The following is a 12,137-nucleotide window of genomic DNA, read 5'->3' as shown; positions in this document are numbered from 1 at the left end:
GGAGGCTCCATGGCACTTTCCAAGCGCATCATTCCGTGTCTCGACGTTGATGCCGGACGCGTGGTCAAGGGCGTCAACTTTGTCGGCATTCGTGACGCCGGCGACCCGGTGGAAGTGGCCCAGCGCTACAACCAGCAGGGCGCCGACGAGATCACCTTCCTCGACATCACCGCCAGCCACGAGGATCGCGATACCACCGTCGACATGGTCGAGCGCATCGCTGGCGAAGTCTTTATCCCGCTTACCGTGGGTGGTGGCATTCGCACCTGTGACGATATCCGCACCATGCTCAACGCCGGTGCCGACAAGGTCTCGATCAATACTGCGGCGGTGACCAATCCCGACTTCGTGAGGGAAGCCGCAGAGCGCTTCGGCAGCCAGTGCATCGTCGTGGCCATCGATGCCAAGCGGGTCAGCGCCGACGGCGAACCCGCCCGTTGGGAGATCTTCACCCACGGCGGTCGCCGGCCGACAGGTCTGGATGCGGTCGAGTGGGCAAAGAAGATGGTGGAGTACGGCGCCGGTGAACTGCTGCTTACCAGCATGGACCGGGATGGCACCAAGGCTGGCTTCGACCTGGGCGTGACCCGCGCGATCAGCGACGCCGTGGCCGTGCCGGTCATCGCTTCCGGCGGCGTCGGCAATCTGGATCACCTGGTCGAGGGCGTCAGCGAAGGTCATGCCGACGCTGTGCTCGCCGCCAGTATCTTCCACTTTGCCGAGTACACCATCCCTGAGGCAAAGCGCTACATGGCCGACAGAGGCATCACCATGCGCCTCTAGGTGCATCCTCGCCCGGTACAGGCCTGGCGTGGCCTGCCTGAACAGCCGGCCCGCGAGATAGCCTCTAAGGGGCACGGCAAGATAAGTGCTACAAGGTGCCCTAAGCATGTCGCCCCCGTCAGGTAGTCCCTGGCGGGGGCGATAAGCAAAAGGCGGCCTGCCTGGACCGCCGACAGGCTCAGTCCAGCGTCAGCCCGAGATTGCTGACACCGCCATTGCGGCCCAGCTTCTTCAATACTTTCATCTGTTTCTTGGAGGGCTCTGCCTCGGCCTCCTCCAACGCTGCATCCTGAAAATCGTTTTCGTCTTCCATCAGCGGATGCGTCTTGACCATCTGCGCCAAGCGCTCGGCATCATCTTCGCCTTCCGTCAGCTCGATAAACCCACGCACCGCGGCGCGCGACACCCGGCTCACCTCAAGCACGGCGTCCGGAGCGTCACCCCGCATGGTGTCGAGTATCGCCGACAGTGCCACCACGGCATCCAGTGCACGCCGCGCACCAAAGCTGTCGTCATCCGCCGGCGGTTCAAGCTCCGCCAGCTTTTCGGCCTGACGGTCGAAGTCGATCCGCGCGTCCTTGACGGTCAGCTGCTCCCAGACCAGGTCCAGAATCACGCGCATGCCGGAAATATCTCCGTGGCCACTGGTATCGGCATAGAGCGCATAGTTGGGCAACATGCGCTCGGTCAGCGCGGCCATGAAGCCCTGCTGCTGTCGGAGGGACAGCGCTTGCAAGCGCTGGTGAAATCCTGGTTTCGCCATGACGGCTCCTGTATGGCCACTATCTCGAGAGTTCGACGGCTGACGTCGCGTCTCGACGTCATGGCCTGGGAATGTTGACGCTGATTTATCGCTGGGGCTCACGGCTGAACGTCACTGCTGGGGCTTACGGCTCCAGGCTATGGCCAGAACCGATCCTGGGCAATGCGTCCGCGGGCATCAAACGCCACCCCTTCGTCCATCAATCGATTGCGTTGCTCGTCTGCGCCCCCATGGTCTGCCAGCTTACGCGACGCGGTGACGACCCTGAACCAGGGCAAGCCATGCCCGGAAGGCAGGTCGCGCAGCGCCCTCGCCACCATGCGGGCGGTCGCGCCATCGGTCATGGCAGCAATCCGACCGTAACTGGTCACCCGACCAGGGGGAATCTCACTGATGATCGTGAGGATCTGTTCTCGAACGTTCGGATTCATGTAACCTTTGGTTCTGGTTGCATTTTCATCGAGGGCCGAAGGATTCGGCCCGGCACTGGAGCGAGGCCCCATGCACCTTCATCTGCTGCAGCACCATCCACACCTGGGCCCCGCACGCATCGGCGACTGGCTGACCAGCATGGGACACAGCTTCACCATCTTCCATCTCTACGACGGTGAACTGGTCCCACGCCCCGGCGATTGCGATGCCCTGATCATTCTCGATGACCTGGAGGAACGGACCTCTGCGCCATGGCTCAAGGCTGAACGCAAGCTGATCGACCAGGCGCTGGACGGCCAGAAACCCTTGCTTGGCCTGGGTAGCGGGGCCCGCCGCATCGCTGCGGCACTGGGCGCGCCGGTGGGCCGGGGCACCCGTGCCGAGATCGGCTGGCACGTCGTTCACCTCGCCGATGACAGCCCCTTCGACCTACCCGACGATTTTTCCGCTCTGCTATGGCACCGCCAAGTCTTTGGCCTACCCGACGATGCCTTGCCCCTAGGCGGCACGGCGTCGAGCCCCGTGCTGGGATTTTCCTGGGACGCGGGCCGCGTCGTAGGACTCGCCTGCCATCTGCATCACCATAGCGAGAGCCTGCAGGCGCTGCTGTCCCAGATTCCACCGCCGGAAGGGGCTGAGCCAACTCTCGCGTCACCCTCAGGCCAGGATATCGTGGACGCCACCCAGCGGCTCGATACGCTGGCACCGCTGCTGGATCGCCTGCTCAGTCAGTGGTTGCGCAGCGCGCCGGTCGGTTGAAGCACCTTCAGCTTGCCGCTGCCCGCTGCTGGCTCCAGTGGCGGGCGAAGTCGAGGCAACTGTCCCAATCGCCAACGTGCAGGAACTCTCGCTCCCCGTGCTTTTCAAGCTGGTAGCGGTACATCGGATCGTAGTACTCGGTCAGCAGGGGCGCCAGCCAGGCCTCATGGGCCTGGCGATTGCCGGCTTGGTGCTCGCGAAACGCCAGCGCCTGCAAGCGCTCGAGCCTGGCCAGGCGGGCGCTTCCCAGGCGTTTCTTGAGCCGCCCGAGGGCCGAAGACAGCTGCTTGCGCATCAGTTTCCAGCCCAGCACTTCGCCGAACTGCTGGCGGTAAACCGTCCACAGGTCGTCGATATAGTCCTTGTGGATCTGATTCAGCCGCCAGTCCAGGGGCATCTCCACCCGGATCCGCGGCGCCACTTCCATGCCTCGCCAGAACGCCAAGGGTATGTTGGCGGCACCGATGTGGCGCGACTCATCTTCCAGCACCATAGGGCCGTGCAACGAGAGAAGGCGCCGCCCCATGTCATGTTCGAAGTCGATCTGACTGGGTGCGATCAAGGGATGCCGGCCAAACGCAGAGCCCTTGTGGCGGGCACACCCTTCCAGGTCCAGCCCATTGTCCAGCGCCTGGACGATGGCGGTCTTGGCACATCCGGTCAGCCCGCCCACGACCAGCATCGGTTGCCTGCCGGCCTCGTCGATACGCGCGCACAGTCCCTGGCGCATGGCCTTCCAACCGCCTTCGATGCGCGGGCGCTCAATCCCTGACTCCATCAGCCAGCGCTGCGCGATCTGGGAGCGAAGCCCACCGCGAAAGCAATAGATGATGGCGTCCGGCGTGGACGCCACCTGGTTCCGCCAGGCATCGATGCGGGCTTGCTTGACCTCGCCGGACACCAGGCGCTCACCCAACGCGATGGCCGCATCCTGACCAGATTCCTTGTAGGCAATTCCGACCCGGTGGCGCTCGTCGTTATTCATCAACGGCAGGTTGACCGCGCCAGGCAGGCTACCCTGGGCAAACTCGACCGGCGCCCGCACGTCGATCAAGGTTCTTCCCTCGACCAGCAGTCCGAGATCTGCCGGTACCAGCGGCAGTGTCATCCGCGCACCTCGATCAAGGCGTCGCCACGGGCCTCGACCACCTCACCGAAGGGGGCCAGTTCGATGCCGAACTCGCGACCCACGCGCTCCACGTCGTCTTCCCAGGAGGGGTGTACGGAGATCAACAGGCCACCGGAGGTCTGCGGATCGCACAACCATTGCCAGTGTGCCTCGTCCATCGCTGGCAAGCTGGCGCCCAGGGCTTCGCGGTTGCGGCGGGTGCCGCCGGGCACGGCCCCTTGGCGGCGATAAGCTTCGGCCTCGGCCAGACGAGGCAGCCGCCGGAAATCAATGCGAGCCGCTACGCTACTGGCCGCGCATACCTCAGAGAGATGGCCTGCCAAGCCGAAGCCGGTGACATCCGTCATCGCATTGACGCCCTCGATACGCGCCAGCGACGCCCCAATCTTGTTGCTGACCAGCATGGTCTCGCGCGCCAGGCCATGATGACCGCTTTGCAACAGGCCCTGTTTCTCAGCGGTGGTCAGCATGCCAACCCCCAGTGGCTTGGTCAGAAACAGCAGGTCCCCCGGCTTGGCTCCCTTGTTGAGCTTGAGGTGCTTGAGATCTACCAGCCCGTTGACGGAGAGGCCAAAGATGGGCTCAGGCGCATCAATGGAATGCCCTCCGGCAAGGGCCAGGCCCAGCTCCCGACACACGGCTTGAGCGCCCGCCACGACATCACCGGCAATATCCGGCCCAAGCTTGTCCAGCGGCCAGCCCAGGATGCCCAGGGCCATCACTGGGTCGCCGCCCATGGCGTAAACGTCACTAATGGCATTGGTGGCGGCGATACGCCCGAAATCGAAGGGGTCATCGACAATCGGCATGAAGAAGTCGGTGGTACTGATCATGCCGCGCCCATCCCCCAGGTCGAAGACAGCGGCATCCTCACGCCCCTGATTGCCCACGATCATCTGCGAGTGACTCGCCCCCGGGCCTGCCTTGGCCAGGATGCCATCGAGCACGTCAGGGGCGATCTTGCAGCCACAGCCTGCACCGTGACTGTATTGGGTCAAGCGGATGGCGCTCATGTAAACCTCCTTGGCAGTGATAGGCCCATTCTACACCAGCCGAACCGCACAACGCGGCCCGGCGTGTGGCTGGCCCCTGACATGTCATCTGCGCCACGAGGAAGCCTGCCACGGGTTCAAGGCCTGCCTTGCGGCGCTGCGGGAACGTGCTGGTGCGGCGCCTAGGCAACCCTGCGCGATGTATTCGAGCTGTCTTTCGTGCAAGCCGCCGGGCTACAGCACTTCCAGCGCGTCGGATAGCTTGTCCACGGGCACCACTTCCATGCCCTGGGGAGAGGTCTTGGGCGCGTTTCCTCGCGGCACGATGGCGCGGGTAAAACCATGCTTGGCAGCTTCGACAATGCGTTCCTGGCCACTTGGCACCGGACGAATCTCCCCAGACAGCCCCACCTCGCCGAACACCACCAGCTCCCGCGGTAGCGCGCGCCCTTGCAGGCTGGACACCACCGCCAGCAGGACGGCCAGGTCGGCGCTGGTTTCCAGTACCTTGACGCCTCCGACCACATTGAGGAACACGTCCTGATCCCCGGTGAACAGGCCGCCGTGACGGTGCAGCACCGCCAGCAGCATCGACAGGCGATTGGCGTCGAGCCCGACCGCAACGCGGCGCGGGTTGCCCAGTGCCGACTCGTCCAGCAAGGCCTGTACTTCCACCAGGATGGGCCGGGTACCCTCCCATACCACCATGACCAGACTGCCCGCCGCCTGCTCCTGCTGACGCGACAGAAAGATGGCGCTGGGGTTCTTCACCTCTTTCATGCCATGTTCCAGCATCGCAAAGACGCCCAGCTCGTTGACCGCGCCAAAGCGGTTCTTCTGGCCGCGCAAGGTACGAAAGCGCGAGTCAGCGCCACCTTCGAGCAACAGTGAGGCATCGATCATGTGCTCAAGCACCTTCGGCCCGGCCAGGGTGCCATCCTTGGTGACGTGCCCTACCAGCAGCAGCACCGTGTTCGACTGCTTGGCAAAACGCGTGAGCGCCGCCGCGGACTCACGCACCTGGGCAACGCCACCAGGCGCGGACGAAATGTCCTCAAGGTGCATGGTCTGGATAGAGTCGATCACCAGTACCTCAGGACGCTCACGCTCTGCCACCGCCAGAATGGTCTCGATACTGGTCTCCGCCAGCATCTTGAGCCCTTGGGTTGGCAGCTGCAGCCGGTGGGCGCGCATGGCGACCTGAGATAGCGATTCCTCGCCGGTCACATACAGCACGCTGCGCTGCTGGGCCAACTTGCAGGCGGTCTGCAGTAGCAGCGTCGACTTGCCGGCCCCCGGGTGTCCGCCCAACAGCACGGCCGATCCGGGCACCAGACCGCCACCCAGCACCCGGTCAAATTCGGCAAAGGTGGACGACAGCCTGGGCACTTCAGACAGGTCGACGTTGGCAAGATCGATCACCTCCGTCGACAGGCTACCGCTATATCCGCCTCGGCCACTTGTACCAGCGCTTGTTCCGCTGCGGGCCGGTGACGACAAGCGCACCTCGCTCAGGGTGTTCCACTCCTGACACGCGGAGCATTGGCCCTGCCACTTGCGATACTCGGCACCGCACTCAGTGCATACAAAGGCGCTCTTGGCCTTGGCCATAGACGTTCTCTCTCATTCTCTGGCGGGCTCGCCGTCAACGGTCAACGGCCTGCCAAACAGGTCGTCATGGGGAGCCGAGGGTGGCTGAGCGATGCTTGCGACGCCGCCTAGATGATCAGCGCAAGGGCGACTCTCAAGCGACAGCGCTGGCTTTACCGCACCGTACCACGCAAAAGGGCAGCCAAAGGCTGCCCTTTTGTCACTGGCCGTCGCGCTTACTGCTGGCGAGTCAGCTGCAGCATGTCATTGTTCTGGAAACGACGACGCTGCGGATCGATCAGCTCCAGCGTCTGCGGATTGACACGCATGAAGTAGTAGGTCTGACCTTCTCCGTTAGGCACCAGTTCGTAAACGGTGGCTTCCGGGTTGTCTGCGGTACCGGTCAACACATCCCAGTTGCCGGAGTAGTTCTCGTTCGGCGGATTCTGGGGGTGGTTCTGGTAGGCAGCGGTCAGATCGAAGGTGCGCTGTGCCGGAGCACCTTGCTCTTCACCGTCCATGGTGACAGTCAGGGCGATGCCGTCGCAGTTGCGGCACGGCAGGGTACCCTGATAGGTCGCAGACGTTGCCTGGATGGCTTCACCACCGGCAGTGTCATCGCTGGGGCCACTCGCACAGCCGGCCAAAAGGGCGAGCATGGCGGATCCCGCCAGCAAAGTCCTGAGTTGCATATAAGTCCTCCTAACCATTGAGCATGGAACCGACGAATCGGCAGCCTGACGACAGCATAACCTCCCTGCTTCCCTGCGCACAGCCCTGTGTTGTCCTGCACTTAGGACACTGGGGGCATCACATGGGCAAAGATCAGTCCCAGTACGATCGGCATGACGATCAGGCTACCCAGATTGCCGATCAGCACCAGCGACGCCACGGTATGTGGCTGCTGGCGGTACTGCTCGGCCACCAGATAATTGAGCACCGCCGGCGGTAGTGCTGCAAAGACCCACAGTGACGCTGCCTTGAGTCCTTCCAGCTCGAACAGTGCGATCAATGGCCATGCCAGCACAAGTCCTGACAGTGGGCACAGCAGCGCGCCCAACAGCCCGATTTTCCAGTCTCCAAAGTCGATATCCAGCATACGCACACCCAAGGCGAACAGCAGCAGCGGAATACAGACGCCGCCCAGCATGTGCATGGCTTCCAGCAACCAGCTTGGCAGCGCCAAGCCAGACAGGTTGACCGCAAGCCCGGCCAGGCTGGCCAGCACGATGGGCATTCTCATCAGACGCCAGAGCGGCGTATGCGGGCTGAGCATCTTCAGCCCCAGGGAAAAATGCAGCACCATCTCGACGATAAACAACACCACCGCGGCCGGCAGCGCCTCCTCGCCAAATGCCAGAATCAGCAGAGGAATGCCCATGTTGCCCGAGTTGTTGAACATCATCGGGGGCACGACCGTCTTGGCGTCGAGCTTCAGCCACTTGACGATAGGCCAGACTAGCAAGCCAGACCCCACCACAATGATGGCGCCCGCCAGAGCCAGCCACGCATACTCTTCCAGCGGCGCCTTTCGATCCGCCAGCACCACAAACACCAGCATGGGAACGAAAAGCTCCATGTTAAGGGTGTTGAGGCTACGAATATCGGGGGAACGCAGGCGCCCATAGAGGGTCCCGGCGCCAGATATCAAAAAGACCGGCAGCAAGGTGGCAAGGATCTGGGCAGTCATGGAATCCCTTAGGCGGCGAATGGCTCAGCAGACGCAGCGTATCATGCCGGCGACTTGCGCAGGGCGGTGGCAGCGGTCACCATGACCAAAGTGGTAAACACGCCTTCTACCTCTGCCAAGCGAGAGACCATGAGCAAGTTGTGGAGTCCAAGCGTCAGGGAGCTAACCCCCTACGTACCGGGTGAGCAGCCCCGCGAGAAGCTGATCAAGCTCAACACCAATGAGAATCCCTACCCTCCCGCACCTGGGGTGGAGCGTGTGCTGCGTGAGTTTTCGCCAGACCACTTGAGACGCTACCCGGATCCTACCTCGAGTGCCTTGCGGGACTCCCTGGCCCATGCGCTCGGTACTACGGCTGACCACGTGTTCGCCGGCAATGGTTCAGATGAAGTACTGGCGCTGGCCTTCCAGGCGTTTTTCCGGCAAGAGCGGCCACTGGCCATGCCGGACATTTCCTACAGTTTTTACCCTGTCTATTGCCGCATGTACGGCATCGACAGCCGCACCTTTCCCTTGAACGATGACTGGAGCGTTGACCTGGACGCGCTGGCCAGCGATAGCGGTGGCGTCATTTTCGCCAACCCCAACGCTCCCACCGGACATGGCCACGGACGTGAGGCCATTGCCGCCTTGCTCGAGAAGGTGACGGACCGGGTCGTGCTGGTGGACGAGGCCTACGTCGACTTTGGTGGAGAAAGTGCGGTGCCCCTCGTGGAGCGCTACCCCAACTTGCTGGTAACAGGCACCTTCTCCAAGTCGCGCAGCCTCGCGGGACTGAGGCTTGGCTATGCCGTCGGTTCCCCGGAACTGATCGAAGGCCTGATTCGCGTGAAGGACTCCTTCAATTCCTATCCGGTCGACGCGCTGGCAAGCGCGGTCGGGATCGCCGCACTGGAAGATACCGACTATTTCGAAGCCACTCGGCAAGCCGTCATCACCACGCGGGAACGCACCCGTCAGCGCCTGGCGCAGCTTGGTTTCGAGGTGCTGCCTTCACAGACCAACTTTGTCCTCGCCACACACCCGGAGCACGATGCAGCGCAGCTCTTTCTGGGCCTGCGTGAGCGCGGCGTGCTGGTGCGTCACTTCAATACCGAAGCCCTTCGCCATTACCTGCGCATTTCCATCGGCACCGACGATGAGATGGACTCCCTGGTCGAAGTGCTGGAAATTCTGTGCCGCTGAGTTGAACAGGGCGCCGTCACGGCGCCCACCGTTCCGAGGTTGTCCATGACCGCTCGTCTACCCTTGAGTCGTCTTCACCATGTGGCACTGATCACTGCCCACTATGAATGTGCCAAGCGTTTCTATATCGAGGTACTCGACGCACACGTCTTGAATGAGGCATATCGCAGTGACCGCGATAGCTACAAGCTGGATCTTCTGTTGCCTGGCAACATTCAACTCGAGCTTTTCTCCTTTCCCTCTCCCCCGGCCCGTCCAAGTTACCCTGAAGCCTGTGGCCTGAGGCACATAGCCTTTGCGACGGATGACCTGGATACCTGCGTTGAGATCCTGAAAGAACGGGGGGCCACTCCCGAACCGGTAAGAGTCGACGAGTTTACAGGCGCACGCTTCACCTTTCTGAGCGACCCGGACGGCACACCGATAGAGCTTTATGAGACCACCGCCTGACCGACACTCATGACCCAACGCTGGGAGTAGACGCTGCATGATCAAGGTAGGTTTCTTCAGTTCACAGCCTTACGAGCGACCGTTCTTTCCTGACTCACCTTCATCATCCGTCGAGCTCGTTCACTTCGAGCAGCGCCTCAGCGCTCGCACGGTCACCCTCTGCCAGGGACTCGACGCTGTTTGCGTGTTCGTCAATGATGACCTGAGCCGCACGGTGCTGGAGCGTCTCGCCGTGGTTGGCGTTCGGCTTGTGGCGTTGCGCTGTGCAGGCTTCAACAACATCGACCTCGAGGCAGCGAAACGTCTCAATATTCAGGTGTGTCGCGTCCCCGCCTACAGTCCTGAAGCGGTAGCAGAGCACTGTGTGGCACTGATGCTTTCGCTAAGCCGAAAGATTCACAAGGCCTACAATCGAGTCAGGGAAGATAACTTCGACCTCAATGGCCTGCTCGGCTTCAACCTGTCGGGCAAGACAGTCGGCATCGTCGGCTACGGCCAGATCGGTCAGGCACTGGATCGCATCCTGAGAGGCTTCGGCTGCCGTGTGTTGGTGACAGATGCACATCCAGTACCCCCTGGCATCGAACGAGTGGCACTGGAGCAACTGCTGAAGGAGAGCGATATCGTTTCCCTGCATTGCCCCTTGTTGCCAGAGACGCATCACCTGATCGATGCGGCGGCGTTCGCCGCCATGAAGGACGGCGTCATGTTGATCAACACCAGTCGCGGTGCCCTGATCGATAGCCGTGCCTGTATCGATGCCTTGAAGACGCGCAAGCTTGGTTACCTGGGGCTCGACGTCTACGAGCAAGAGGCGGGTATGTTCTTTGAGGATCATAGCGACGATATACCACTGGACGATATCTTTGCCCGGCTGATCAGCTTCCCGAATGTCGTCGTTACCGGGCACCAAGGTTTTTTCACCCAGGAAGCCCTTGCCGAGATTGCTTCCACGACCATGGAAAGCCTGAACGCCTTCGAGAGAGGCCAGCTGGTGCCAGAACGTTATCGCCTATAGCGCGGTCTGCCTGATAATAAAGAAGCCCGGTCATCTCTCGATGACCGGGCTTCTTTTGGATACATGCCTGACGATGACGCTTAGATATCCATGTTTCTACTCGCCTCCTCCCTGAGACTCGCCCTTCATTCCTCAGGGCCCGCCTGCGGCGGTTCTCCCCTGTTCCCTACAGGGGAGTCGCATGGGGGTGAGTCACCCTGGAGCTCTTTACAAGGGCTGCAGCGAAGCTGCAAGGGGTGGCGAACGCCACGAGCCCGCTCCTGAGAAGAGCCAGGCTGGACCACGCCGAGGGGGTTATCGGCGCGACCCCACAAATAAAGAGCGGCTGAACGTATCAAGAGCCCATGCATGCGGCTTTTTAAATTAAGAAACCCCGACCATCTCTGGATAATCGGGGTTCTTCTGAATAAATGCCTGACGATGACGCTTAGATATCAATGTCTCTACTCGCCTCATCCCTGAGACTCGCCCTTCGTTCCTCAGGGCCCGCCTGCGGCGGTTCTCCCCTGTTCCCTACAGGGGAGTCGCATGGGGGTGAGCCACCCTGGCTTTTGCAGCGAAGCTGCAAGGGGTGGCGAACGCCACGAGCCTGCCCCTGAGGAGAGCTAGGCCGGACATTCGGCGTGGCCCCACACATAAAAAGCGGCTGAACGTATCAAGAGCCCATGCATGCGGCTTTTTAAATTAAGAAACCCCGACCATCTCTGGATAATCGGGGTTCTTCTGAATAAATGCCTGACGATGACGCTTAGATATCAATGTCTCTACTCGCCTCATCCCTGAGACTCGCCCTTCGTTCCTCAGGGCCCGCCTGCGGCGGTTCTCCCCTGTTCCCTACAGGGGAGTCGCATGGGGGTGAGCCACCCTGGCTTTTGCAGCGAAGCTGCAAGGGGTGGCGAACGCCACGAGCCTGCGAGTGGCCGGACCGCACGCAGTGCGGCCCCACAAATAAAGAGCGGGTCTCCCCATGCATGCGAAAAACCCCGACTATCTCTCGATAATCGGGGTTCTTCTAAATAAATGCCTGACGCCTCTGCGGCCACTTCGTGGCCTTGAGCCTGGGCTCGGGGCGCCGCAAGCGGCTTTACATCCCTCGCCCGTTCGAGCCTGACAATGCGTTGCATTGTCCAAGCGGCTCTCACCCTACTCTCGCATGCGAGGAAGGGTCATCGGTCAGACATAAACAAAAACCCCCAACTCCTTCGGAGTCGGGGGTTTTTGCTTATGTAAATGCCTGACGATGACCTACTCTCGCATGGGGAGACCCCACACTACCATCGGCGCTGAGCGGTTTCACTTCTGAGTTCGGCAAGGGATCAGGTGGTTCCCACTCGCTATGGTCGTCA

Annotated in this window: 12 protein-coding genes and 1 rRNA gene; 5 read left to right on the top strand and 8 right to left on the bottom strand. The window is 61.7% G+C overall.

Annotated features, from left to right (window positions below):
- Positions 1–9 precede the first annotated feature (9 nt).
- Positions 10–783, top strand: a complete 774-nt coding sequence (hisF, locus tag KUV86_RS12690; protein ID WP_222163904.1) for an imidazole glycerol phosphate synthase subunit HisF — start codon at positions 10–12, stop codon at positions 781–783.
- A gap of 178 nt (positions 784–961) precedes the next feature.
- Here the strand turns inward: hisF and KUV86_RS12685 are convergent, their stop codons facing one another.
- Both KUV86_RS12685 and KUV86_RS12680 read right to left on the bottom strand, forming a co-directional pair.
- Complete coding sequence (locus KUV86_RS12685; RefSeq protein ID WP_222485064.1) at positions 962–1,546, bottom strand: YjaG family protein; 585 nt, start codon at positions 1,544–1,546, stop codon at positions 962–964.
- 137 nt (positions 1,547–1,683) lie between these two features.
- Positions 1,684–1,977 (bottom strand): MGMT family protein, encoded by a 294-nt coding sequence (locus KUV86_RS12680; protein ID WP_206940759.1) that lies wholly within the window; start codon positions 1,975–1,977, stop codon positions 1,684–1,686.
- A gap of 70 nt (positions 1,978–2,047) precedes the next feature.
- Here KUV86_RS12680 and KUV86_RS12675 point away from each other — a divergent pair, with 70 nt between their 5' ends.
- Positions 2,048–2,737 (top strand): type 1 glutamine amidotransferase, encoded by a 690-nt coding sequence (locus KUV86_RS12675; protein WP_222485062.1) that lies wholly within the window; start codon positions 2,048–2,050, stop codon positions 2,735–2,737.
- A gap of 7 nt (positions 2,738–2,744) precedes the next feature.
- Here KUV86_RS12675 and mnmH read toward each other — a convergent pair whose 3' ends face one another.
- The 5 genes from mnmH to KUV86_RS12650 form a co-directional block, all read right to left on the bottom strand.
- Positions 2,745–3,845, bottom strand: coding sequence for a tRNA 2-selenouridine(34) synthase MnmH (mnmH, locus tag KUV86_RS12670; RefSeq protein WP_222485060.1), 1,101 nt, complete (start codon positions 3,843–3,845; stop codon positions 2,745–2,747).
- Positions 3,842–4,879, bottom strand: a complete 1,038-nt coding sequence (gene selD / locus KUV86_RS12665) for a selenide, water dikinase SelD (RefSeq protein WP_222485058.1) — start codon at positions 4,877–4,879, stop codon at positions 3,842–3,844. Before selD ends, mnmH begins: the two co-directional genes overlap by 4 nt.
- Before the next feature lie 213 nt (positions 4,880–5,092).
- On the bottom strand, positions 5,093–6,469 hold the full coding sequence (gene radA, locus KUV86_RS12660) for a DNA repair protein RadA (RefSeq protein WP_206940767.1): 1,377 nt from the start codon (positions 6,467–6,469) through the stop codon (positions 5,093–5,095).
- Positions 6,470–6,684: 215 nt separating this feature from the next.
- Positions 6,685–7,140 (bottom strand): copper resistance protein NlpE N-terminal domain-containing protein, encoded by a 456-nt coding sequence (locus tag KUV86_RS12655; RefSeq protein WP_206940769.1) that lies wholly within the window; start codon positions 7,138–7,140, stop codon positions 6,685–6,687.
- Between the two features lie 101 nt (positions 7,141–7,241).
- On the bottom strand, positions 7,242–8,138 hold the full coding sequence (locus KUV86_RS12650) for an AEC family transporter (protein ID WP_206940771.1): 897 nt from the start codon (positions 8,136–8,138) through the stop codon (positions 7,242–7,244).
- A 129-nt stretch (positions 8,139–8,267) separates the two neighbouring features.
- Here KUV86_RS12650 and hisC point away from each other — a divergent pair, with 129 nt between their 5' ends.
- Genes hisC through KUV86_RS12635 form a run of 3 tightly spaced genes read left to right on the top strand, consistent with a single transcriptional unit; the run spans position 8,268 to position 10,791 of the window.
- Entirely contained in the window at positions 8,268–9,323 is a 1,056-nt protein-coding gene (hisC, locus tag KUV86_RS12645) for a histidinol-phosphate transaminase (protein ID WP_222163900.1), read from the top strand.
- Between the two features lie 45 nt (positions 9,324–9,368).
- On the top strand, positions 9,369–9,773 hold the full coding sequence (locus KUV86_RS12640; protein ID WP_206940775.1) for a VOC family protein: 405 nt from the start codon (positions 9,369–9,371) through the stop codon (positions 9,771–9,773).
- 37 nt (positions 9,774–9,810) lie between these two features.
- Positions 9,811–10,791, top strand: a complete 981-nt coding sequence (locus KUV86_RS12635) for a 2-hydroxyacid dehydrogenase (RefSeq protein ID WP_261316050.1) — start codon at positions 9,811–9,813, stop codon at positions 10,789–10,791.
- 1,232 nt (positions 10,792–12,023) lie between these two features.
- Here KUV86_RS12635 and rrf read toward each other — a convergent pair.
- Positions 12,024–12,137: ribosomal RNA gene (gene rrf, locus KUV86_RS12630) — 5S ribosomal RNA — on the bottom strand; the annotation flags it as partial.

This window comes from Halomonas sp. DP8Y7-3 (assembly GCF_019801675.1).
In the GTDB taxonomy this organism is placed as follows: domain Bacteria; phylum Pseudomonadota; class Gammaproteobacteria; order Pseudomonadales; family Halomonadaceae; genus Halomonas; species Halomonas litopenaei_A.
The sequence above is the reverse complement of the archived record's forward strand: the minus strand, read 5'-3'. Positions and strand labels throughout refer to the sequence as shown.

What these genes read in the sequence shown, in the direction of transcription:
- KUV86_RS12685 (WP_222485064.1), bottom strand. Translation starts at nt 1,546, where the DNA reads ATGGCGAAACCAGGATTTCACCAGCGCTTGCAAGCGCTGTCCCTCCGA.
- hisC (WP_222163900.1), top strand. Translation starts at nt 8,268, where the DNA reads ATGAGCAAGTTGTGGAGTCCAAGCGTCAGGGAGCTAACCCCCTACGTA.
- KUV86_RS12650 (WP_206940771.1), bottom strand. Translation starts at nt 8,138, where the DNA reads ATGACTGCCCAGATCCTTGCCACCTTGCTGCCGGTCTTTTTGATATCT.
- mnmH (WP_222485060.1), bottom strand. Translation starts at nt 3,845, where the DNA reads ATGACACTGCCGCTGGTACCGGCAGATCTCGGACTGCTGGTCGAGGGA.
- KUV86_RS12635 (WP_261316050.1), top strand. Translation starts at nt 9,811, where the DNA reads ATGATCAAGGTAGGTTTCTTCAGTTCACAGCCTTACGAGCGACCGTTC.
- KUV86_RS12675 (WP_222485062.1), top strand. Translation starts at nt 2,048, where the DNA reads ATGCACCTTCATCTGCTGCAGCACCATCCACACCTGGGCCCCGCACGC.
- KUV86_RS12655 (WP_206940769.1), bottom strand. Translation starts at nt 7,140, where the DNA reads ATGCAACTCAGGACTTTGCTGGCGGGATCCGCCATGCTCGCCCTTTTG.
- radA (WP_206940767.1), bottom strand. Translation starts at nt 6,469, where the DNA reads ATGGCCAAGGCCAAGAGCGCCTTTGTATGCACTGAGTGCGGTGCCGAG.
- hisF (WP_222163904.1), top strand. Translation starts at nt 10, where the DNA reads ATGGCACTTTCCAAGCGCATCATTCCGTGTCTCGACGTTGATGCCGGA.
- KUV86_RS12680 (WP_206940759.1), bottom strand. Translation starts at nt 1,977, where the DNA reads ATGAATCCGAACGTTCGAGAACAGATCCTCACGATCATCAGTGAGATT.
- KUV86_RS12640 (WP_206940775.1), top strand. Translation starts at nt 9,369, where the DNA reads ATGACCGCTCGTCTACCCTTGAGTCGTCTTCACCATGTGGCACTGATC.
- selD (WP_222485058.1), bottom strand. Translation starts at nt 4,879, where the DNA reads ATGAGCGCCATCCGCTTGACCCAATACAGTCACGGTGCAGGCTGTGGC.